This window comes from Pseudoxanthomonas sp. 22568 (assembly GCF_052044485.1).
GTDB lineage: Bacteria > Pseudomonadota > Gammaproteobacteria > Xanthomonadales > Xanthomonadaceae > Pseudoxanthomonas_A > Pseudoxanthomonas_A beigongshangi.
On record NZ_JBQENC010000004.1, the window covers coordinates 196,740 to 220,365 of the forward strand.

15 protein-coding genes are annotated in these 23,626 nt (G+C 66.9%); 6 read left to right on the forward strand and 9 right to left on the reverse strand.

Annotation, left to right across the window (positions count from 1 at the left end):
* Positions 1-8 precede the first annotated feature (8 nt).
* The gene (locus ACTJI2_RS06775; RefSeq protein WP_183641755.1) at positions 9-1,097 is read right to left on the reverse strand and encodes a homocysteine S-methyltransferase family protein; all 1,089 of its coding nucleotides are present in this window, start codon (positions 1,095-1,097) and stop codon (positions 9-11) included.
* Complete coding sequence (locus tag ACTJI2_RS06780; RefSeq protein ID WP_183641752.1) at positions 1,094-2,023, reverse strand: ArsR/SmtB family transcription factor; 930 nt, start codon at positions 2,021-2,023, stop codon at positions 1,094-1,096. Before ACTJI2_RS06780 ends, ACTJI2_RS06775 begins: the two co-directional genes overlap by 4 nt.
* 139 nt (positions 2,024-2,162) lie before the next feature.
* On the opposite strand from ACTJI2_RS06780, the gene ACTJI2_RS06785 reads away from it, so the two are divergent.
* A complete protein-coding gene (locus ACTJI2_RS06785; protein WP_249887679.1) occupies positions 2,163-3,311 on the forward strand; it encodes an acyl-CoA dehydrogenase family protein in 1,149 nt (382 codons plus the stop codon).
* Between the two features lie 133 nt (positions 3,312-3,444).
* On the opposite strand, the gene ACTJI2_RS06790 is transcribed toward ACTJI2_RS06785, so the two are convergent.
* From ACTJI2_RS06790 to ACTJI2_RS06815, 6 genes are all read right to left on the reverse strand, one after another.
* Positions 3,445-4,371 (reverse strand): hypothetical protein, encoded by a 927-nt coding sequence (locus tag ACTJI2_RS06790; RefSeq protein ID WP_440841532.1) that lies wholly within the window; start codon positions 4,369-4,371, stop codon positions 3,445-3,447.
* Positions 4,372-4,388: 17 nt separating this feature from the next.
* A complete protein-coding gene (locus ACTJI2_RS06795; RefSeq protein WP_440841533.1) occupies positions 4,389-7,562 on the reverse strand; it encodes an efflux RND transporter permease subunit in 3,174 nt (1,057 codons plus the stop codon).
* 13 nt (positions 7,563-7,575) lie between these two features.
* Positions 7,576-8,769 carry an efflux RND transporter periplasmic adaptor subunit gene (locus tag ACTJI2_RS06800; protein WP_440841534.1) on the reverse strand — a complete coding sequence of 398 codons (1,194 nt, stop codon included), beginning with the start codon at positions 8,767-8,769 and terminating at the stop codon, positions 7,576-7,578.
* Between the two features lie 249 nt (positions 8,770-9,018).
* Entirely contained in the window at positions 9,019-12,183 is a 3,165-nt protein-coding gene (locus tag ACTJI2_RS06805) for a multidrug efflux RND transporter permease subunit (RefSeq protein WP_192197739.1), read from the reverse strand.
* Between the two features lie 12 nt (positions 12,184-12,195).
* Positions 12,196-13,401: an efflux RND transporter periplasmic adaptor subunit gene (locus ACTJI2_RS06810; RefSeq protein WP_183641734.1), complete on the reverse strand. Its 1,206-nt coding sequence runs from the start codon at positions 13,399-13,401 to the stop codon at positions 12,196-12,198.
* 15 nt (positions 13,402-13,416) lie between these two features.
* Complete coding sequence (locus ACTJI2_RS06815) at positions 13,417-14,091, reverse strand: TetR/AcrR family transcriptional regulator (RefSeq protein ID WP_183641732.1); 675 nt, start codon at positions 14,089-14,091, stop codon at positions 13,417-13,419.
* Positions 14,092-14,381: 290 nt separating this feature from the next.
* Here ACTJI2_RS06815 and ACTJI2_RS06820 point away from each other — a divergent pair, with 290 nt between their 5' ends.
* The 5 genes from ACTJI2_RS06820 (at position 14,382) to ACTJI2_RS06840 (ending at position 22,727) form a co-directional block, all read left to right on the forward strand.
* Positions 14,382-19,508, forward strand: a complete 5,127-nt coding sequence (locus ACTJI2_RS06820; protein ID WP_183641730.1) for an NAD-glutamate dehydrogenase — start codon at positions 14,382-14,384, stop codon at positions 19,506-19,508.
* A gap of 138 nt (positions 19,509-19,646) precedes the next feature.
* Positions 19,647-20,417: an NAD kinase gene (locus tag ACTJI2_RS06825; RefSeq protein WP_203321774.1), complete on the forward strand. Its 771-nt coding sequence runs from the start codon at positions 19,647-19,649 to the stop codon at positions 20,415-20,417.
* Between the two features lie 115 nt (positions 20,418-20,532).
* A complete protein-coding gene (locus tag ACTJI2_RS06830; RefSeq protein ID WP_183641726.1) occupies positions 20,533-21,027 on the forward strand; it encodes a hypothetical protein in 495 nt (164 codons plus the stop codon).
* 57 nt (positions 21,028-21,084) lie between these two features.
* Positions 21,085-22,002: a 5'-nucleotidase gene (locus ACTJI2_RS06835; RefSeq protein ID WP_183641724.1), complete on the forward strand. Its 918-nt coding sequence runs from the start codon at positions 21,085-21,087 to the stop codon at positions 22,000-22,002.
* Positions 21,999-22,727: a transferase gene (locus ACTJI2_RS06840; protein ID WP_318288962.1), complete on the forward strand. Its 729-nt coding sequence runs from the start codon at positions 21,999-22,001 to the stop codon at positions 22,725-22,727. The genes ACTJI2_RS06835 and ACTJI2_RS06840 overlap by 4 nt, the downstream gene beginning before the upstream one ends.
* A gap of 351 nt (positions 22,728-23,078) precedes the next feature.
* On the opposite strand, the gene ACTJI2_RS06845 is transcribed toward ACTJI2_RS06840, so the two are convergent.
* Entirely contained in the window at positions 23,079-23,624 is a 546-nt protein-coding gene (locus ACTJI2_RS06845; protein ID WP_183641721.1) for a DUF2939 domain-containing protein, read from the reverse strand.
* Positions 23,625-23,626: the final 2 nt, after the last annotated feature.

Consider the following 23,626-nt stretch of genomic DNA (forward strand, 5'->3'; position numbering starts at 1 on the left):
GCGCGCGCTCAGGCCGCCCGGGCCAGCGGCTGCCTCAGGCGCCGCGGTGGAATTCCCGCCACCGCCTGGGCGATGGCCTGGATGTGCGCGGGCGAGGTGCCGCAGCAGCCGCCCACCAGGTTCAGCAGGCCGGACTGGGCGAATTCCTTCAACGTGGCCGCCATTTCCTCCGGCGTCTCGTCGTATTCGCCGAAGGCGTTGGGCAGGCCGGCGTTGGGGTGGGCACTGACGTAGCCGTCGGCCACGTTGGCCAGGGTTTCCACGTGCTCGCGCAGATCGCGCGCGCCCAACGCGCAGTTCAGGCCGATGGACAGCGGGCGGCTGTGTGCCATGGAGGTGTAGAACGCTTCCGCGGTCTGCCCGGACAGAGTGCGTCCGGACGCGTCTGTGATGGTGCCGGAGATCATGATCGGCAGGCGCGCGCCACGGGCGTCGAAGGCTTCCTCGATGGCGAACAGCGCGGCCTTGGCGTTGAGGGTGTCGAAGATGGTTTCCACCATCAGGCAATCCGCGCCACCGTCGATCAGGCCGTCGATGGCCTCGCGGTAGGTGGCGCGCAGTTCGTCGAAGCTGGTGTTGCGGAAACCCGGATCATTGACGTCGGGGCTGATCGAGGCGGTGCGGCTGGTCGGGCCGAGCACGCCGATGACGAAACGCGGCTTGTCCGGCGTCTTCGCTTCGACCTCATCGCAACACGCGCGCGCGACCTGTGCGCCGGCCTTGTTCAATTCGTAGACCAGGTGTTCCAGGTGGTAGTCGGCCTGGCTGACCGCGGTCGCGTTGAAGGTATTGGTCTCGACCAGATCCGCGCCGGCTTCAAGGTACGCGGTATGCACACCGGCGATGACCTCGGGTTTGGTCAGCAGCAGCAGGTCGTTGTTGCCCTTCAGATCATGGCCGCAACCGGGGCCGTGTCCATTTTCCGGCTGCCGGCTGTCGAAGCCGTCCACGAACCGCTCGCCGCGATAATCGGCTTCCTGCAGGCCGTGGCGCTGGATCATGGTGCCCATCGCGCCGTCGATGATCAGGATGCGTTGCTCGAGGGCGTCGAGCAGCAACCGCACGCGCTGCGGGTGCAGCCAGGGAAGGGTGTTCATGGTTTGACTCCCAGCAGGGAAATGACTTCGAAATGCGGCGGACGGCGTTCGCGGGTGACGGTCTCGGCGCTCACGATCTGCAGCCCGGCCTTTTCGGCGAACTTGCGCAGTTCCTTCTCGGTGAAGCCGAGATTGACGTGGCCGTAGGATTCGACCACGGCGCGATGCTCGTGCTTGCCCAGGCTGCTCAACAGCAGGCGCCCGCCCTTGCGCAGCACGCGCGCGGCTTCGGCGACCGCCTGGGCCGGCTTGCTGGCATAGGTCAGTGCATGCATCAGCACCACCAGATCGAAACTGCCGTCCTTGAAGGGCAGGGCGTGCATGTCGCCCTCGCGGACTTCCACATTGGGAAAGCGGCGCAACCGCTCGCCGGCGGCGGCGACCACGCGGGCGCTGGTATCGATGCAGACATAGCGGTGCGAATGCGGCGACAGCAGTTCCGCCAGCACGCCATCGCCGGAGGCGATGTCGAGCACGTCGCCGGTTTCCAGCAGGGGCAGGGCGGTTCGCGCCAGTGCCTCCCAGGTGCGGCCGGGGGAATAATGGCGTTCCATGTCGCCGGCCACCGAGTCGGCCCAGTTCTGGTCGGCGGCGCGGCTGGCCAGCACCGCCGGCAGGCGCTCGGCGTCCTGGCGCAGCAGGGGATCGTCGCTGCCTTCTTTCAGGGCCCGCCACAAGTCCCGCTGGGCCGGGTCCAGTTTGTCCTCGTCGAAGCGATAATAGGCGGACACGCCGGCGCGCCGGTCGCGCACCAGGCCGGCTTCCTTGAGTTTGGCCAGGTGGGTGGACACGCGGGGCTGGGCGAGCTGGGTGATGGCGGAGAGCTCGGCCACGGTCAGTTCCTCGCCGGCCAGCAGGGCCAGCAGGCGCACGCGGGTCGCATCGGCGAAGACCTTGAGTCGGCTCGACCAGGCTTCCAGATCCATAAATATCTTCCTATCGCGATATAGAGATATTTTCCGCCTGACGCCGGGTCCGGTCAAGCGGCACATACGCCAGCGCATGGTGTGGGGTCGCCGGGTTACAATTGGTATTCAAAATATTTTGGAGTGAGGGGTTTTAGCCGTGGATTTCGCATTCACCGAAGAGCAGTTGATGATCCAGGACGTGGCGCGCCGGATTGCCCAGGAAAAGATCGCCCCCAGTGCGGAGCACCACGACAAGACCGGCGAATTCCCGCTGGAGAACATCCGCCTGCTCGGTGAGAACGGCCTGATGGGCATCGAAGTGCCGACCGAGTACGGCGGCGCCGGCATGGACCCGATTGCCTACGTGCTGGCGATGGTCGAGATCGCCGCCGGTGACGCGGCCCACTCGACCATCATGTCGGTGAACAACTCGCTGTTCTGCAACGGCATCCTCAAGTTCGGCACCGAAGCGCAGAAGCAGAAGTACGTGCGCGCGATTGCCGAAGGCAAGGAAATCGGCGCCTTCGCGCTGACCGAGCCGCAGTCCGGTTCCGACGCCACCGCCATGCGCTGCCGCGCGGTCAAGCAGGCCGACGGCAGCTACGTGATCAACGGCAAGAAAAGCTGGATCACCTCCGGGCCGGTCGCCAAGTACATCGTGCTGTTCGCGATGAGCGAGCCGGACAAGGGCGCGCGCGGCATCACCGCGTTCCTGATCGATACCGACAAGGCGGGCTTCCATCGCGGCAAGACCGAACCCAAGCTGGGCATCCGTGCCTCGGCCACCTGTGAAATCGAGTTCACCGACTACGTGGCGCCCGCCGAGGATGTATTGGGTGCCGAGGGCGAGGGCTTCAAGATCGCGATGGGCGTGCTGGATGCCGGTCGCATCGGCATCGCTTCACAGGCCATTGGCGTGGCCCGTGCCGCCTATGAGGCGACGATCGCCTATGTGAAGGAGCGCAAGGCCTTCGGTGCGCCGATTGGCACCTTCCAGATGACCCAGGCCAAGATCGCCGACATGAAGTGCAAGCTGGACGCGGCGCTGCTGTTGACCCTGCGCGCGGCCTGGGTGAAGGGCCAGGACCAGCGTTTCAGCAACGAGGCGGCGATTGCCAAGCTGACCGCCTCCGAGGCGGCGATGTGGATCACCCACCAGGCCGTGCAGATCCACGGCGGCATGGGCTACTCCAAGGAAATGCCGCTGGAGCGCTATTTCCGCGACGCCAAGATCACCGAGATCTACGAAGGCACCAGCGAAATCCAGCGCCTGGTCATCGCCCGCAACGAGACCGGCCTGCGCTGAGCCGGCCGCGCCTTTCCGCTCCCAAGGGACGGAAGGACCCGGATGAGAAACCCCGGTTTGCCGGGGTTTTTTCATGGCCCGGTGCTGCCGAACCGCGCCGGCAAACCGTCCGGTCGGTGCCGGAAAGCCGGAATCAATCGGAATCGACAACGAACCGGAATGGATCGGGCGGATCGACGAAGCGAACTGTGCGGAGGCGTCCGGTCTCCACGAAGCGTTCCCCGTCGATGCGATGGTCGATCAGGCGGGCGCCGATAGGCTGCCCGTTTTCATCGCGGACACGGTGGACGGCGGGGAACGAGAGTTGTCCATCCGGTGTGGCGGTCACGGCCGCGCAGGAGGTAAACAGCCCAGGCAGGCGATACAGTCGGGCCCCCGCAGACAATGGGTCGACGAGCAGGAAGAGCGGAATCTCGGAGACACCGGCATCCTCGTCGCCGGGATGGCTTTCGATGCAGAACAGGGCCGGGCGATCACCGTGGCGCGATGCCACGTGCAGGTCGACGTACATCGGGTGATGCGTTGCGGACGTCTCTTCGCCGAATGTCCGCGCGTCGTCGAAACGAAAGCTGCGTTCACCCACCGTGACGCCATCGTACGCAAGCCACACGTCGACGTCCTGGCCATCGATGTACGGCTGGAAGCGCGCACGCGGATCCTCGATTTTCTCCCGGCCGTACACTTCCCTGCTGACGTAGATATTGCGGACCGAATGCCCCCGTTCCGAGTACGCCGGCGCGGTGAACACGCGGCCGGGCTGCCCGGCGAACAACTCCGCGTAGCCATGGCCGGTGGCGCTTCCGTAAATCGTCCGCGCAATTGCCGTTCCGGGGATGAGCACCGGCAGCATCATGGCCAGCAGCAGAAGCACCTGGCCGGAGACCGACCGGCGGCGCCGGGATTCGTGGGACATGGTGTCGCGTGGAAGCAGGGAAAGGAGATACCAGCCTGTGCCGGTGCGCCGGCCGACACCATCGGAGGATTCCCAAACCGCCTCGCGACCCAGCGGGAACACAAATGAAAAAGCCCCGGCATGGCCGGGGCTTTTCCTTGCAATCACGACGGATTCGTCGTCTTTCAGTGCCCGGGCGCGGGTTCGCTGGGCAGGGCCGGCGGAGCGGTCTCTCCCGCATGCGCGCGTTCACGGGAATGATCGCGGGCCAGGTACAGGTAGAACGCCGGCAGCACGAACAGGGTGAACATGGTGCCGATGGTCATGCCCGAGGCGATCACCACGCCCATCGAGAACCGCGACGCGGCGCCCGGGCCGGTGGCGATCAGCAACGGGATCATCGCGAACACCAGCGCGGCGGTGGTCATCAGCACCGGGCGCAGGCGGATGGCGGCCGCTTCCTCGATGGCTTCGCGCTTGGACAGACCACGTTCGAGTTGCAGCTTGTTGGCGAACTCCACGATCAGGATGCCGTGCTTGGAGATCACGCCCACCAGCGTCACCAGGCCCACCTGGGTGTAGATGTTGATGCTCATCCCGGGGAAGGCTTCGATACCCATCATCTGCAGGATCTGCGCGGCCAGCGCCAGCACGTTGAGGGTCAGCAATGCGCCGCAGATCGCCATCGGCACGGTCAGCAGCATGATCAATGCGTCGCGGAAGCTCTCGAACTGCGCCGACAGCACCAGGAAGATCACGATCAGGGCCAGCACCAGGGTCATCAGCATCGCCGAACCCTCCTGCTTGAACTGACGCGATTCGCCGGCGTAGTCGACCGAGTAGCCCTGCGGCAGCACTTCCTTGGCGGCCTGGTCCAGGATGGCCAGGGCTTCGCCCTTGCTGACGCCGGGACGCGGCGCGAACGTGATCGACACCGCATTGAGCTGCTGGAAGCGCTTGAGCGACTGCGGCTGCGCGCTTTCCTTCAGGGTCACGATGGTCGACAGCGGTACCAGTTCGCCGTCGCGGGTACGGGTGTAGTAGTTCTCGAGATCGCTGGCGTTGAGGCGGTCATTGCGCTGCACCTGCGGAATCACCAGGTACGAGCGGTTCTGCATGGCGAAGCGGTTGGTATAGCCGCCCGACAGCATGGCCGACATGTCGGCTGCCAGCGTCCGCATGTCGATGCCCAGGCTGGCCGCCTTGTCGCGGTTGATCTCCACCTCGATGCGCGGCTTGTCGATCTTCAGGTCCTTGTCCAGGAAGATGAAGCGCTTGCTGGCCATGGCCTTCTGCAGGATGGTGTCGGCCAGCTCGTTGAGCTGGCTCAGCTCGCCCACGCCGCCGATGATGAACTCGCCACCGCCGTCGCCGCCCGCGCTGGGCAGGGACGGGGGCACCAGCGCGAACACGTTCAGGCCGCTGACGCCGCTCATCTTCGGCTGCAGTTCCTGCTCCAGCACCGCCTTGGTCGAACGCTCGCGCTGGCTCCAGGGCTTGAGCACGAAGCCGGCCATGGCGCTGGGACTGGCGCCGCCACCGCTGCCGCCGAAACCGCCGTTGAACAGGAAGTAGTCCTGGATCTCGGGCACGCCCTTGGCAATCGTGGTGACTTCCTCGGTATAGCGCTCCACGTAGTCCAGCGTGGAGTAGGGATCGGCGCTGGCGATGGAGAAGATGAAGCCTTCGTCTTCCAGCGGCGCCGGTTCCTGCGGCGCGGAGGTGTACAGGAAGGCGCACGAGGCGAGCACCAGCAGGCCGAAGATGCCGATCACCGCCTTGGTTTCCAGGGTGCCGTGCAGGCGACGCTGGTAGCTGCGGTGCAGGGTCTCGAAGCGGGCGTCCAGCCACTTCTCCAGCTTGCCCTTGCCGCCGGCGCTGTGCGGCTTGAGGATCTTGGCGCACATCATCGGGCTGAGGGTCAGGGCGATCACGCCCGACAGCAGCACCGATCCGGCCAGGGTGAAGGCGAACTCGGTGAACAGCACGCCGGTCAGGCCGCCCTGGAAACCGATCGGCAGGTAGACCGCGACCAGGGTGGTGGTCATCGCCACCACCGGCCAGGCCAGTTCGCGCGCGCCCTTGATCGAGGCGTCGTAGGGCGACATGCCTTCCTCGATGTGGCGATGGATGTTCTCCAGCACGATGATAGCGTCGTCCACCACGATGCCGATCGCCAGCACCATCGCCAGCAGGGTCAGCAGGTTGATGGTGAAGCCCATCAGCAGCATCAGGAACAGCGCGCCGACCAGCGACAGCGGCACGGTCACCGCCGGAATCAGCACGCTGCGCAGCGAGCCCAGGAACAGGAAGATCACCACGATCACGATGATCACCGCTTCGACGATCGTGCTGACCACCTCGTCGATGGCATCCTGGATGGACTCGGTGCTGTCGTAGGGGATCGTCGCCTTGATGCCTTCCGGCAGCTGCGGCACGATTTCACCGTCCCACAGCTTGCGCACTTCCTTGATCACGTCCAGCGAGTTGGCGTCCGGGGCGACGAAGATGCCCATGAAGGTGGCCGCTTCGCCGTTGATGCGCACCGAGGTGCCGTAATTCTCCGAGCCCAGGACCACGTCCGCGACGTCGCCCAGGCGGACGATCGCGCCGTTCTCCTCGCGCACGATCAGGCGGCGGAACTCGTCCGCGTTGCGCAGATCGGTGCGTGCGGTCATGTCGATCGCGACCATCTCGCCCTTGGTCGAACCCACCGCCGACAGCACGTTGTTGTTCTGCAGGGCGCTGGCGACATCGCTGGCGGTGACCCGCAGCGCGGTCATCCGGTCGGGCTTCAGCCAGACGCGCATGGCGAAGGTGCCGGCGCCGAGGATGTCGGCACGCTGCACGCCGGACACGGTCACCAGCTTGGGCTGGACGACGCGGGTCAGGTAGTCGGTGATCTGGTTGTTGTCCAGGGTCTCGGAAGCGAACGACACGTACATCGCCGCGATCTGCTGGCCCTGCTGCAAGTCGATCACCGGGTCCTCGGACTCCGGCGGCAGCTGGCCACGCATCTTGTTGACCTTGGCGGCGATCTGGGTCAGCGCTTCGTTCGGATCCTGATCCAGGCGGATGTAAGCCTGGATCAGGCTGACGCCGGCCGAACTGGTCGAGCTGAGGTACTCGATGCCCTCGGCGCTGGCGACCTCGCGTTCGAGCGGGGTGGTGATGAAGCCCTGGATCAGGTCGGCATCGGCACCGTAGTAGGTGGTGCTGATGTTGACCACCGCGTTGCGCAGTTCCGGATACTGGCGCACGTTCAACTCGGTGAACGAGCGCAGCCCGAACAGCAGGATGAACAGGCTGACGACGACCGCCAGCACCGGTTTGTTGATGAAGATGTCGGTGAATTTCATCGCCGGGTCTCCGTCAACGGTTTTCCGGAACCGGCGCGGCGTTGGCGCTCGGCTGGACCTTGTTGTTGACCACCACCTCGGCGTCGTTGCGCAGCTTCAGCAGGCCCGTGGTCGCGACCCGTTCGCCGGCCTTGAGGCCCTCGGTGATCGCGATCAGGTCACCACGGGTGGCGCCGGTCTTGACGAAGCGCTGCTTGACGATCAGCTTCTTGCCGGTCAACGGCTTGCCCTGCATGTCGGTCTCGCCCTTGGCGCGGGCGATTTCCTGGATCACGTAGACCGCGTTGCCGTAGGGATTGAAGCTGACCGCGGTCTGCGGCACCACCACCACGTCCTGCGCACTGCCGGTATCGAAGCCGACATGGGCGAAGGTGCCCGGACGCAATGCGCCGTCGGGATTGACCAGGGTCGCCTGGACCTTGAAGTTGCGGGTGGCCACATCGACCAGCGGTTCCACCGCGGTGACCTCGCCCTCGAACACCTGGCCGGGGAGCGCATCGACCGTGGCACGGATCCGGCTGCCGCGGGTCACCTGTCCGACGCGTTGCTCGGGCAGGGTGAAGTCGAGGTAGATCGGATCCAGCGTCTGCAGGGTGACGATCGCGTCGCCCGGACTCAGGTACTGGCCCAGGCTGACCTTGCGGATGCCGAGCACGCCGCTGAACGGCGCGGTGATGGTCTTCTGCGCGATCAGGGCGCGCTGCGCCTCGACCTGGGCCTGCGCGGTCGCGGCCTGGGTGCTGCGCTCCTCGGCGTCGGCCTGCGAGACCAGCTTGTCGCGGGCCAGCGCCTGCCAGCGATCGCGTTGGACGGCGGCCAGCTTGGCGGAAGCTTCCAGCGAACGCAGCACCGCCAGTTCATTGGCCGTATTCAACCGCGCCAGCACCGCGCCCGCCTTGACCGGCTGGCCGACGTTGATCGAAAGCTCGCGCACCACGCCACCGGCCTCGGTGGTCACGTCGGTGCCCTGGATGGCGACGAACGTGCCTACCGCCTGCTGGGCATCGACCCAGCGTTCCCGCTTGGCGGTCCAGTCGGTCACGGTGGAGGCCGGCTGGGGCATGTTGTCGAAGAACTGGTTCATGCCCTGGTTCATGAACGCCTTGATGGCGAACACGCCACCGAAGATCAGGACCACGCCCAGCAGCATCAGGACCATGCGGCGGGTGGTGGAAGGAGGTTTCCGTGCAGTGGCGTTCCGTGTCATGGCGGGCATCGATGGTGGGGGATTCAGGAAGACGACGAACGGGCGGGGCCCGGATCGACATCTTGGATCGCGCGATTATCACGGGATGAGACGGGACGCCGGAAGGGAAGGAAGTCACCTCCCGCGCGTTAAATAATGGCCATTACAAAAATGGCGACTGCACCGCGCATGCCTTGAATCGCATCCGCCAGAAACGGAAAACCCCGGCCAGGCCGGGGTTTCCGTGTGCGTTGGCACGCCTTGGCGGCGTCAGCGCGAGGTGGGCACGTCGTGCGCCTCCAGGTACTCGCGGGACGGCTCGTCCATCTTGTCGCCGAGCACGCGCCGCACCGCGACGAAGAACACCGGGATCAGCAGCAGGCCCAGGAACGTCGCCGCCAGCATGCCGCCGATCACGCCGGTACCGATGGCGTGGCGGGCATTGGCGCCGGCGCCGGACGAGATCGCCATCGGCAGCACGCCCATGATGAACGCGAACGAGGTCATCAGGATCGGGCGGAAACGCAGGTGGGCGGCGGTGATCACCGCATCCCGCAGGGTCTTGCCCATCTTGCGCTCCATGACCGCGAACTCGACGATCAGGATGGCGTTCTTGGCGGCCAGGCCGATGATGGTGATCAGGCCGATCTTGAAGAAGATGTCGTTCGACAGGCCGCGCATCATGGTGAAGGCCAGCGCGCCCAGGGCGCCCAGCGGCACCACCAGCAGCACCGCCACCGGAATCGACCAGCTCTCGTACAGGGCGGCCAGGCACAGGAACACCACCACGATCGACAGCACCATCAGCAGCGTGGCGCTGTTGCCGGCCAGGATTTCCTGGTACGACATGCCGCTCCAGTCATAGCCGAAGCCCTGCGGCAGATCGTTGGTCACGATGTTCTCCATCGTGGTCATCGCCTGGCCGGAGGAACTGCCCGGAGCGGCCGCGCCGTTGATGTTGACGGCGGCATAGCCGTTGTAGCGCGACAGCGACGGCGGCACCGAACCCATCTCCGAATGGACCACGGTGGACAGCGGGATCATCGCGCGTCCGCCGCTGGCGTCGGTCTGCAGGCTGCTGGGCGTGTAGATGCGGCCCAGTGACTCGGCGCCCGTGCGGTATGGAGCATCGGCGCGCATGTTCACGCGCTTGATACGGCCCTGGTAGAAGAAGTCGTTGACGTACACCGGGGCCAGCATCAGCTGGATCGAGGTGTAGATGTCGCCGACCGACAGTCCCATCGCCTGGGCCTGCACGCGGTCCACGCTGAGCTGCAGCTGCGGAGCGTTTTCCAGGGTGTTCGGGCGCACGCCGACCAGGGTCTTGTCCTGTGCCGCCTTGCCGAGCAGGGTGTTGCGGGCGGCCAGCAGTGCGGCCTCGCCGGCGCCGCTGCGATCCTGCAGCCACATGTCGAAGCCGCCGAACTGGCCCAGGCCCTGCACGGTGGGCAGGTTGACCACGAAGATCTGCGCGCCCTTGATGCCATACAGCGCGCCATTGGCCTGCTGGATGAAGTCGGTGACCACGACCTCGCGCTCGTCCCACGGCTTGAGCTTGATGAACGCCATGCCGACGTTCTCGCCCTGGCCCAGGAAGCTGAAGCCGGACACCTGCATCATCCCCTCGAAGCCCTCCATCTGGCTGAGGGTGCCGCGGATCTGGGTGAACACCTCGTTGGTCTTGCTCATTGTGTTGCCCGGCGGCAACTGCACGATCGCCAGCGCGTAGCCCTGGTCTTCCTCGGGCAGGAAGCTGCTCGGGATGCGGGTGAACAGGAAGCCGCACAGCACGGTCAGCAGCGCGAACACCACCATCCAGCGCGGGGTATGCCGGATTGCCGCGCCGATGTGTCCGACGTAGGTCTTCTCGACCTTGGCGTAGTACTTCTCGAACAGGCGGAAGACGATGTTCTTCTTCTCGTGGCTGTCATGCTCGTGCTGCTTGAGGAAGCTGGCGCACAGCGCCGGAGTGAAGCCCAGCGCGAGGAACGCCGAGAACGCCATCGAGATGGCGATGGTCAGCGCGAACTGCTTGTAGATCTCGCCCGAGGCGCCGCCCTGCAGCGCGGACGGGATGAATACCGCCGCCAGCACCACGGTGATCGCGATGACCGCGCCGGTGATCTGGTCCATCGCCTTGATGGTGGCCTCGCGCGGCGGCAGCTTCTCTTCCGCCATGATGCGCTCGACGTTCTCGATCACCACGATCGCATCGTCCACCACGATGCCGATCGCCAGCACCAGCGCGAACATGGTCAGCTGGTTGATGGTGAAGCCGATGACGCTCAGGCCCCAGAACGTGCCCAGCAGGGCGACCGGGATGACCAGGGTGGGGATGATGGTGGCGCGGAAGTTCTGCAGGAAGATCAGCATCACCAGGAACACCAGCAGGATCGCCTCGAACAGGGTCTTGACGACTTCCTCGATCGAGATGGTCACGAAGGTGGTGGTGTCATACGGCGAGAACCAGGACACGCCCTGCGGGAAGCTGGGCTGCAGCTCGTCCATCTTGGTGCGCACGGCCTCGGCCACGTTCAGCGCGTTGGCGCCCGGCAGCAGCTGGATGGCGAAGGCGCCGACCGGCTTGCCGTTGTACTGGGTGTCGAAGCCGTAGTTCTGGGCGCCGAACTCGACCCGCGCCACGTCCTTCAGGCGCACGGTGGAACCGTCGCTGTTGGCGCGCAGGATGATGTTCTCGAACTGCTCGGGCGAGGTGAACCGGCCCTCGGCCGACACGGTCGCGGTGAACGCCTGGCCCTCCGGCGCCGGATCGGAACCGACCGAACCGGCGGCGAACTGCACGTTCTGGCCCTTGACCGCCGCCAGCACTTCGCTGGAGGACAGGTTGTAGCCCTGCAGCTTGCCCGGATCCAGCCAAAGGTTCATGGCGTACTCGGAACCGAAGTGCTGGGTGCTGCCGACGCCGGGGATGCGCGAGACCTGGTCAAGCACGCGCGAGGCCAGGATGTCGTTGAGGTGGTTGCGATCCACCGCCGGATTGTCCGACTGAAGGCCCACCACCATCAGGAAGCCGGCGTTGGCCTTGGCCACCACCACGCCCTGCGCGGTCACCTCGGACGGCAGGCGCGGGGTCGCCAGCGCGACCTTGTTCTGCACCTGGACCTGGGCGATGTCGGCGTCGGTGCCGGTCTGGAAGGTCAGGGTGACCGTGGCGCGACCGGAAGAGCTCGACGTGGAACTGAAATACAGCAGGTTGTCGATACCGGTGAGCTGTTGCTCGATGACCTGGGTCACCGAGCGCTCGGTGGTCTCGGCGCTGGCGCCGGGATAGCTCGCGCTGACCGTCACCTGCGGCGGGGCGATGGAGGGATAGGACTCCACGCCCAGGTTGAGGATCGAGATCACGCCCGCGAGCGAGATCAGGATCGACACGACCCAGGCGAAGACCGGATGGTTGATGAAAAACTTGGGCATGGGGGCGGATCCTTATTCGGCCTTGCCTTCCGGCTTCGCGCCTTCGGCGGCCGCGGGCTTCTGGCCCGCCGCGGCCCCCGGCTGGGCCGGCTTGGCGCCGGCGGTCACGGGCTTGGCGGGAGCGCCTTCGCGAACCTTCTGCAGTCCGTCCACGACGACCTGGTCACCGGCGGCCAGGCCGCTGGTGATCAGCCAGTTGGCGCCGACGGCCTGCTTGGCATCCACCGGCTTGCGCACGACCTTGCCGTCCTGGCCGACGACCATCGCATAGGCGCCCTGGGTGTCGCGCTGGATCGCGCCCTGCGGGATCAGGAAGGCATTGTTCTGCTGGCCCAGGGTGGCGCGCAGGGTGACGAACGCGCCGGGCAGCAGCTTGCGATCCGGGTTGGGCAGGGTAGCGCGCAGCGAGACGCTGCCGGTGGCGGGATCCACCACCACGCCGGAGAAATCCAGGGTGCCCGGCTGGTCGTAGATCGTACCGTCGGCGAGCTTGACCTGGACCTGGGCGGTGCCGGTGTCGGACAACTGCACGTTGCCTCCGCTCTGGGCACTGCGCAGCGCCTCCAGTTCGGCCGCGCTGATCGAGAAGTTGACGTACAGCGGATCGAGCTGATCGACGGTGGTCAGCAGGGTGGCTTCACCCTGGCCGACCAGCGCGCCCTCGGTCACCTGCTGCTTGCCCGCACGGCCGGAAATCGGCGCGGTGACGCTGGCGTAGCCCAGGTTGATGCGTGCGGTCTCGACGTTGGCGCGGGCCTGCTGGACCGCGGCGGCGGCACTGCGTTCGGCGGCCTCGGCGTTGTCCAGGTCGGACTTGGACACGAACTTCTGCGGCGCCAGCTGGCGGGCGCGATCGGCGGAGACCTTGGCGTTGGCGTAGGTCGCCTGCGCCGAGGCCAGGTTGGCCTGCGCCGCGCTAAGCGAAGCGCGCAGCGGCGCCGGATCGATCTGGAACAGCACCTGGCCTTCCTTCACGTCGGTGCCTTCCTGGTACACGCGCTTGACCAGCACGCCGGAGACGCGGGCGCGCACGTCGGAACTGCGGACCGGGGACAACCGGCCGACCAGATCACGCTCCAGCGGCACGGTCTGCGGATTGGCCTTGACCACACCGACTTCGGGTGGCGGCATCTGCGGCTGTTCCTGGTTCTTGCTGCAGGCAGCCAGTGCCAGTGCGAGGGCACAGCAAAGGGCGACGGAACGGACGGGGGCGGTCATCGGTGGAGCTCCGTGTCAGATTTGGAATTCTTGGGGGGGTATAGAGGGGGCGTCCGCCGCCGCCGCCCTGCCGATGGCGGGCGGGAAGGCGCGGAGGAACCCGTCGACGGCGAACTCGGCCCAGCGGCGGCGGGCCGCGAGGCTGCGTCGATGCGGTACGGCGAAGCGCTGCCGTTCGAAATCAAGGCCGGTAATCATGCTCAACAGCAACTCGGCCGCCAGGTGCGGATCGTCCTGCTTCAGCAGGCCGCGTTCCATGGCCGAGGCGAGCCAGCGGGCAAGCCGTTCCGTCAGCCGCTCGCAACCGTCCCGGTACAGCGCTTTCGCCTCTTCGGGAAACTGGTGGGCCTCCGCGGTGAGCAACTGGCTGGTTGCGACCACCGAAGGATCGCACAGGTGGGCCAGATGCTCCATCGCGAAGGCGAGCAGGGTCCCGCGGACATCGTTGCCGGTACCGGGACCGTCCTCCAGGCGAACGGTGGTCAGGTCCAGGTGCTCGTCGATCATGCTGCGCAGGAGCGCCTGCTTGCTGCCGAACTGGGCATACAGGGTCTGCTTGGAGCAGCCGGCCCGGGCGGCCACCGCGTCCATGCTGATCCGGAATCCCTGTTCGGCCAGCAACTCGCGGACGGCCGCGTGCACGCGTTGCCGTCGCTGGATCGCGGCGAAGGAGGGGAGGACGGACGACATAAGGCGTTGGACTATACCGTCCAGTTTAGAATTTGAACAGGCTTGAAAGGCGGCTTGGCGTGTGTGCAAAGGGCGCCATTCATGCTGGAGGCGCCAGAGGTTCCCCGATGGGGATTCCATCGGCATGCGCATGGCTCCGTCATCGCACCGGGAATCACCGATGAGGCAAATCGCCTAGTCCTTCGTCTAGTGCTTTGCAACCCCTTCTTATGACGCCGCGCAACAAGTTTTGTCATGGCGACGGGGGATACAATGACCATTCGACTACCAATCGTAGAGTCTCCATCTGCATGAACGCTGTGCGCAGCTCCAAGAAAGCCCCGAAGAAACAGAAGCCCAAACCGGCCGCGGCCAAGTCCGCCAAGGCGGTGACGCCGAAGAAGACCCCGACCAAGAAGGTGGCTGCCCGACCGGAGACCGGCGCGGCCAAGGCCGCGGGGGCAGCGGGCAAGGCCGCGGCCAGCAAGACCAGCAAGGCGGTCAAGACCATCCCGGCGGGCAGCGCGGGCAAGGGGCCGGCGGTGTTCTCGCTGGAGCCGATTTACGCGGCCATCCGCAAGCGCGTGCCGGCGGCGCGCCAGGCCGAGGCGCTGGCCTTCACCGAAGCGTTCTACAAGCGGATGGCGGATGACGAGTATCCGCACCACGCACCGGAAATCTGGGCGGCCATCGCCGCCGACATGCTTGAATTCGCGCGGGCGCGCAAGCCCGGCACCGCCAACGTGCGCGTGTTCAACGCCACGGCCCAGGCCAATGGCTGGGAAGCGCCGCACACCGTGCTGCAGATCATCAACGACGACATGCCGTTCCTGGTCGACTCGGTCAGCATGGCGCTGGCGGAGATGGGCGTGGGCGTGCACGTACTGGGCCACCCGCTGGTGCGTTTCACCCGCGACAAGGCCGGCAAGGCGACCGCGGTGGGCGAGGGCAAGCCGGAATCGCTGATGGTGCTGGAGATCGATCGCCAGCAGGCCGGCGACATGCCGCGCATCGAACAGCGCATCCGCCAGGTGCTGGGAGAAGTGCGCGCGATCGTCCGCGACTGGAGCGTGATGCGCGAGAAGATGCTCACGCTGGCCGACGACCTGGCCACCCGCCGCCTGCCGATCAGCGACGCCGGCCGCCATGAGGCGCAGGAATTCCTGCGCTGGGCCGCCAATGACCACTTCACCTTCTTCGGCTACCGCGAGTACCGCGTGGAGAAGGGCAATGGCGACGGCATCCTGCGTGCGGTGGAAGACAGTGGCCTGGGCCTGCTGCGGGGCGACGACGCCTCGACGCCGCGCAGCGTCAAGACCCTGGCCGCGCACTACATGCCGCAATCCGGTTCGGTCGATGCATTGATCCTGACCAAGACCAACCGCCGCTCGAACGTGCATCGCCCGGGCAACATGGACTACATCGGCGTGCTGGAATTCGACGCCAAGGGCACCCCGATCGCCGAGCAGCGCTTCATCGGCCTGTACACCTCCAGCGCCTACAACCGCCGCCCGTGGGAAATCCCGCTGGTGCGCGAGCGCCATGAATTCGTGATGCGCAATTCCGGCCTGTCGCCGAGCAGCCACAGCGGCAAGGCGTTGCGCCACATCCTGGAAACCCTGCCGCGCGAGGAACTGTTCCAGTCCAGCGAGGAAGAACTCAACCGCACCGCGATGGGCATCCTCGGCCTGCAGGAGCGGGTGCGCAGCAAGCTGTTCCTGCGCCGTGATCGCTATGGCCGCTTCTTCTCGGCACTGGTGTACATCCCGCGCGATCGCTTCAACACCGACGTGCGCCTGCGCATCGAGGCGCTGTTGAAGCAGGCCCTGCATGGCGAGTACGTCGATACCAACGTGCAACTGGGCGAGTCGCCGCTGGCGCAGCTGCACCTCACCATCCGCCCGAAGGCCGGCGAGCAGATCGACGTCGACACCGCCGCGCTGGAAGCCGACATCGCCCACCTGCTGCGCAACTGGCAGGACGATCTGCGCGAGACGCTGATCGCGCGCCACGGCGAAGGCGAGGGCCTGAAGCTGATGAGCCGTTTCGGCCGCGCGCTGCCGGCCGGCTACATCGAAACGGTGTCGCCGGAATTCGCCGCCAACGACGTGGAGAACCTGGCCGCGCTCGACGGTCCGGACGCGCTGCGCCTGAGCCTGCACCGCTCGCGCCGCGCGCGCGCCGGCGAGGGCCGGTTGCGGCTCAACCTGTATCGCCAGCAGGCCGATATTCCGCTGTCGGACGCGCTGCCGCTGATGGAGAACATGGGCCTGCGGGTCATCTCCGAACACCCGTTCCGGCTGGAGGCCGCCGAGCCGGTCTACATCCAGGAGTTCGAGGTGGAAGCGGTGGGCGGCGCGATCGATACCGATCGCCTGCACGCGCAGTTCGAGGAGGCCTTTGCCCGGATCTGGCACGGCGACGCCGAGAACGACGGCTTCAACCGGCTGGTGCTCGGCGCGAGCCTGGCCTGGCGCCAGATCGCGATGCTGCGTGGTTACTGCAAGTACCTGCTGCAGACCGGCGTGCCGTTCTCGCAGAGCTACGTCGAGGAGACGCTGAACCGTTATCCGCTGCTCGCTCGCCTGCTGGTCGAACTGTTCGAGGCGCGTTTCGATCCGGCGGTCGGCCATGAGAGCAAGGCCGAAATCAAGGCCGGCCAGGAGCGTTTCGCCGCCCAGTTGCGCGCGTTGGCGCAGGGCGACGAAGCCACGCTGACGGCGTTGCAACCGGTGCTGGACGCCCGTGGCGGCAAGCGCGAGGAACAGGTCGAGGCGACCCACAAGGCGCTGCTCAAGCTGATGGATCGCGTGTCCAGCCTGGATGAGGACCGCATCCTGCGCGGTTTCATCGGCGCCATCGAGGCGACCCTGCGCACCAGCTACTACCAGATTGGCGTGGATGGCCAGCCGGCCCACACGATCGCTTTCAAGTTCGATTCGGCCAAGGTGCCGGATCTGCCCAAGCCGCGCCCGTACCGCGAGATCTTCGTGTACGGCCCGCGCGTGGAAGGCGTGCACCTGCGGTTCGGCCCGGTCGCCCGCGGCGGCCTGCGCTGGTCGGATCGCCGCGAGGATTTCCGCACCGAGGTGCTGGGCCTGGTCAAGGCGCAGATGGTGAAGAACACCGTGATCGTGCCGGTCGGCGCGAAGGGCGGTTTCTTCGTCAAGCGTCCGCCGGTGGGGGGAGATCGCGACGCGGTGCTGGCCGAGGGCATCGCCTGCTACAAGATGTTCATCCAGGGCCTGCTGGACATCACCGACAACATCGTCGGCGGCAAGATCGTTCCGCCGCTGAACGTGGTCCGCCACGATCAGGACGACCCGTACCTGGTGGTCGCCGCCGACAAGGGCACGGCGACGTTCTCCGACATCGCCAATGGCCTGGCCATCGCCCACAACTTCTGGCTGGGTGATGCGTTCGCCTCCGGCGGTTCGGTCGGCTATGACCACAAGGGCATGGGCATCACCGCGCGCGGTGCCTGGGAATCGGTCAAGCGCCATTTCCGCGCGTTGGGCCGCGATTCGCAGACCCAGGACTTCACCTGCGTGGGCATCGGCGACATGTCCGGCGACGTGTTCGGCAACGGCATGCTGCTGTCGCCGCATATCCGCCTGGTGGCCGCGTTCGATCATCGCCACATCTTCCTGGACCCGTCGCCGGAAGCGGCGCGCAGCTTCCAGGAGCGCCAGCGCCTGTTCAAGCTGCCGCGTTCCAGCTGGGCCGATTACGACACCAAGCTGATCTCCAAGGGCGGCGGCATCCATCCGCGTACCGCCAAGTCGATCGAGATCACTCCGCAGGTGCGCGAGGTGCTGGGCCTGGCCGACGGCGTGAAGTCGCTGTCGCCCAACGAGCTGATGAGCGCGATCCTGAAGTCGCCAGTCGACCTGCTGTGGAATGGCGGCATCGGTACCTACGTCAAGGCCAGCAGCGAGACCAACGCCGATGTCGGCGACCGCGCCAACAATGGCCTGCGCGTGGACGGGCGCGACCTGCGCTGCAAGGTGGTCGGCGAGGGCGGCAACCTGGGCCTGACCCAGTTGGGCCGCATCGAGGCCGCCCAGCATGGCGTGCTGCTCAACACCGACTTCATCGACAACTCCGCCGGCGTGGACACCTCGGATCACGAGGTGAACATCAAGATCCTGCTCAACGGCGTGGTGCAGGAGAAGAAGCTGCGCATGGATGCCCGCAACAAGCTGCTGGCGGACATGACCGACGAGGTCGCCCAGTTGGTGCTGTGGGACAACTACCGCCAGAACCAGGCGCTCAGCCTGATGGAGCGGATGAGCGCGGCGCGCCTGGGTTCCAAGCAGCACTTCATCCAGACCCTGGAATCCCAGGGCCTGCTGGATCGCCAGATCGAGTACCTGCCCTCGGATGCGGAATTGGCCGAGCGCAAGGCGCGCGGGCAGGGCATGACCCGGCCGGAACTGGCGGTGCTGCTGTCGTACTCCAAGCTGGTGGCGTTCCAGCAATTGCTGGATTCGGACATCCCGGAAGATCCGTACCTGTCCAAGGAACTGCAGCGCTACTTCCCCAAGCCGCTGCAGAAGAAGTACGCCGCGGACATGGAGAAGCACCGCCTGAAGCGCGAAATCATCGCCACCGCGGTGACCAACACCACCATCAACCGGATGGGCGCGACTTTCCTGCTGCGCATGCAGGAGGACACCGGCCGCAGCCCGGCGGAGGTCGCCAAGGCCTTCACCATCACCCGCGAGACGCTGGACGCGCGTGAGCTGTGGGTGCAGATCGACGCTCTCGACGGCAAGGTGCCGGAGTCGGTGCAGATCGACGCGTTGCAGGTGATCTGGTCGGTGCAGCGTACCTTCACCCGCTGGTTGCTGACCCGCCAGGGTCCAATCCCGGCGATCGCCACCGCGGTGGAGCGCTACTACGACGGCTTCAACGAAATCCGGGCCGCCGACGGCGTGCTGCCGGACTCGCTGCGTCCGGCGTACAACGCCAGCCTGCAGACCTGGAAGGACAAGGGCCTGCCGGCCGGCCTCGCGGGCCAGTTGGCGGCGCTGCCGTACCTGGAGCCATCCTGCGACATCATCGAACTGGCGCGTGCCCGCAAGCTCAAGCCGGTCGAGGTGTCGAAGGTCCACTACCGCCTGGGCGAAGCCCTGCACCTGCCGTGGCTGGTGGATCAGGTCGACGCGCTGAAGGTCGACGGGCGCTGGCATGCGGTGGCCCGTGGCGTGCTGCGCGACGAGCTGACCAACCACCAGCGCACGCTGACCTCGCAGGTGCTGTCGATGCCCGGCAACACCGCCGACGCCAAGGTCCAGGCCTGGCTGCAGCGCGGTGACGCCGGCCTGCGCTTCACCCTGGCCATGCTCAACGAGCTGGCCGCGCAGAAGACGCTGGACTATCCGACCGCTTCGGTGGCGGTGCAGCGGCTGGGCCAGTTGGCCGCGCAGGGCTGATCGCGGCGCTCGTGATGGCGAAAACAGGCCGGGGCAACCCGGCCTGTTTTTTTGCGCGGCCCGGAACGGATGGCATCGCGGTCATCCAATCCCGGGCTTCTGCCGTTATCCTCTCCGGCAAGCCACCAGGAACCCGGGATGAGCCAGACGCCCCGCATCGCCTTTCTCGCCAGTCCGGCCGCCGAAGCGCAGCACGCGCTGGCCGAACTGACCGCCCTGCACGGCAGCCAGGATCCGCAGGAAGCCGACGTGCTGTGCGCGCTCGGCGGCGACGGTTTCATGCTGCAGACCCTGCATCGGCACGGCAGCCTGGGCAAACCGGTGTTCGGCATGAAGCTGGGAACGGTCGGGTTCCTGATGAACCAGTACCGCAGCGAGGATCTGCTGGACCGGATCGCCCAGGCCGAGCCGGCCAAGCTGCGGCCGCTGGAGATGCTGGCGCTGACCGAATCCGGCGCCAGTACCGGCTCGCTGGCCTACAACGAGGTCTCGCTGCTGCGCCAGACCCGCCAGGCCGCGCACATCCGCATCGATCTGAACGGACAGACCCGGCTGGACGAACTGATCTGCGACGGCGTGCTGACCGCCACGCCGGCCGGCAGCACCGCCTACAACTTCTCCGCGCATGGGCCGATCCTGCCGCTGGGTTCAAGCACGATCGCGCTGACCCCGATCGCGCCTTTCCGCCCGCGCCGCTGGCGCGGCGCGATCCTGCGCGCGAACACCGAGGTGCGGTTCCGGGTGCTGGACCCGTACAAGCGGCCGGTCAGCGCCACCGCCGACTCGCACGAAGTCCGCGACGTGGTGGAGGTGACGATCCGCGAATCGCAGGACCGAACCGTGACCCTGTTGTTTGACCCGGAGCACAATCTGGAGGAACGTATCCTCAGCGAACAGTTCGTGGTGTAACGGGCGGTGCGGGGAAGCGGCGTGGGGACGCCGCCATGCAGCAAGCAACGTCAGGGCCGTCCGGCACCGGGAGGAGTGCGGACGGGGTAGTCCGATGCCGAACAGGAGTCAGGGGATGAAACACTGGTGGTTGTGGGGGCTTTGCGCGCTGTTGCCCGCGCAGGGCGTGCAGGCGTGCGGACTGAACACGCACATGGCGCCTTTCGAACTGCAGGCCGGGGCCACGCCCACGGACGCGCCGGAAGACACGCTGCGCGCGCCTGAACTGAAGGTCACCGAGATTACCCGCGGGCTGGGCGGCATGGCCGGCACCTGCGACGGTTCGGGTCTGCTCGGGGTGCGCCTGGACTGGCCGCGCGGCGATTACGGACTGGAAGACATCGGTTTCGAGTTCCGGGTGGTTTCGGCGGACACCAGCTATGCGGTGTTTCCGGCCGAACCGGTACGGGTGATCAGCAACAGCCGCCGCGCCGAACTGCTGTTCCTGTGGCCGGATGACGCGCCCGCGCAGCAGAAGCCGCTGCGCATGGAGGTCGAGGTGCGCGCGGTGACCCGCGATTACCGGCGTGGTCCGCCGGCGCGCTTCATGGTGGATTCGACCGAGGATTGAGCGGCGGCGGGCGGGGCCGGCTCGCGGGGAAGCCCCGCGATGGCGGATACTGTGCGCATGGCCGACAACACCCCCCGCCTGTTGACCGTCGCGGTGACATCGCGCGCCCTGTTCGATCTGGAGGACAGCCACGCGCTGTTCGAACGCCAGGGCGTGGATGCCTACAGCGACCACCAGCGCAAGCACGAGGACGACGTGCTCGCGCCGGGCGTCGCGTTCCCGGTGGTGCGCAAGCTGCTGGCGCTGAATGCCGGCGCGCCCGACGACACGCCGCGGGTGGAGGTCATCCTGCTGTCGCGCAATTCCGCCGACACCGGCCTGCGCATCTTCAATTCCATCCAGCACCACGGCCTGGGCATCGTGCGCGCGGTGTTCACCTCCGGCGAGCCGACCTGGCCTTACATCCGGCCGTTCGGGGCGGACCTGTTCCTGTCCGCCAACCCGGATTCGGTGCGGCGTTCGCTGGAGCATGGCATCGCCGCGGCCACCATCCTGCCGGCGCAGGCGCACCGGCAGCGCCACGAGGACCAGTTGCGGATCGCCTTCGATGGCGACGCGGTGATCTTCGGCGACGAGAGCGAGCGGATTTCGCGCGAGCAGGGCGTGGAAGCGTTCGGCCGGCACGAACGCGAGAATGCGCGCGCGCCGCTGTCGGGCGGACCGTTCAAGGGCTTCCTGTCGGCACTGCACCAGTTGCAGGAAATGTTCCCGGCCGGCGAACACTCGCCGATTCGCACCGCGCTGGTTACCGCCCGTTCGGCGCCGGCGCACGAACGGGTCATCCGCACGCTGCGCGAATGGGGCGTGCGCCTGGACGAAGCGCTGTTCCTGGGCGGACGTCACAAGGGGCCATTCCTGGACGCCTTCGGCGCCGACATCTTCTTCGACGATTCCCAGCACAACATCGACAGCGCACGCCCGCACGTGGCCGCCGGCCACGTCCCGCACGGCGTGGCCAACGATCCGGCGCCGTGAACGAAGGCGCCCCCCGGGTCCATCGCGGCTGGTGGTACACCACGCTGCAATTCAATCGCGACGTGACCCAGAGCCGCATGCTGACCTGGTGGCCTGACGTGCTCCAGGTCGGCTACACCCGCACCATGCTGGCCGCGCTGCTGCTGCGCCCGCGGCCGCCACGGATCGGAATCATCGGACTGGGCGGCGGATCCCAGGCCAAGTTCTGCCATCGGCACCTGCCGGAGGCTTCCATCGAGGCGTTCGAAAGCGATGTCCGCGTGCTGGCGTTGCGCGATGCCTTCCGCGTTCCCGCCAACAGCGGGCGCTTCCAGGCCCGGCTGGGAGACGGCGCGGCGATGCTGCGCCAGCGTCGTGGCGCCTATGATCTGCTGCTGGTGGATGCCTACGAGGCGGAAGGCATCTCGCCCTCGGTCTCGACCCAGGCGTTCTACGACGACTGCCGGGATGCGCTGGCCGAAGGCGGGGCGATGGCGGTCAATCTCTACGCCACCGACGCGCGCCGGCATCTGGTGCGGATGCGGCGCAGCTTTGGCGGACGCGTGCTGGCGCTGGAGGAACCCCGCATGAGCAACCGGATCGCGTTCGCCTGGCAGCCGGGCGGTGTCGTTGCCGATCCCCGCGAGGAGCTGGCGCGCCTGCCGCGCGCGGCGCGTTGGCAACTGGCCGCACGGTTCCTGCGCCTGGCGCGCGCACGCCGGGATTGGCAGCCGCGCGATCGCTGACCCTTGGAGCCGGGCTTGCTTGGCTGGTGGGGCGTTCGGGCACGTTGGACATACGAGGAAGCGGAGCAAGCTCCGCTCTACGCCGGTGTGTAGAGCCGAGCTTGCTCGGCTGGGGATGTCTGGGCGTTCGGATATATTGGGCGGCCAGGAAAGCGGAGCAAGCTCCGCTCTACGCCGGGTTGTAGAGCCGAGCTTGCTCGGCTGGGGATGCCTGGGCGTTCGGATGTGCTGGACAGCCGGGAAAGCGGAGCAAGCTCCGCTCTACGCCGGGTTGTGGAGCCGAGCTTGCTCGGCTGGGGGGCCTGGCGTTCGGACGTGTTGGACGGCCGGGAAAGCGGAGCAAGCTCCGCTCTATGGGCCGTCCAGGGGCAGGCGGATGTCGGTGAGCCGCCAGCGCAGGCCCTGGCGGGTGAACACGCAGACGACCGGGCGGCCGTCCTCGTCGTGGATGGTCGCGGTGAAGCGCGAGAGGGATTCGAAGCGGTGCTTGGCGTCCTTCAACGGATCCGCGGGTACCGGGGGCGCATGGGTATCGCCGCCGACGGTGTCGCCGACCGCCTTCTTCCACATCGAACGGCCCTGCAGGATGGCGCCGATGCCCAGCGGCGTGACCATCGTGTCGACGCCGCTGCCGATGACGTTGTTCGCCACCGACAGCGCGAACGCGCCGAGCAGGCTGGACTGGAACCCGGGGCCGGCGCGGCGGGCCAGTTGGTCTTCCACCTGCGCGCGCAGGTTGACCCGCAGGGCGGGGAAGTCCACGTGGCGTTCCAGCTTGGCGGTGTCCTGTTCGGCCAGCGCCTGGCGGATGCCGTGGATCGCGAGGTAGGGGCCCGCGGCGAGGTAGCCGAGCAAACCGGCGATCAGCAGGACGGCCAGGGCGATCCACTTCTTCATGG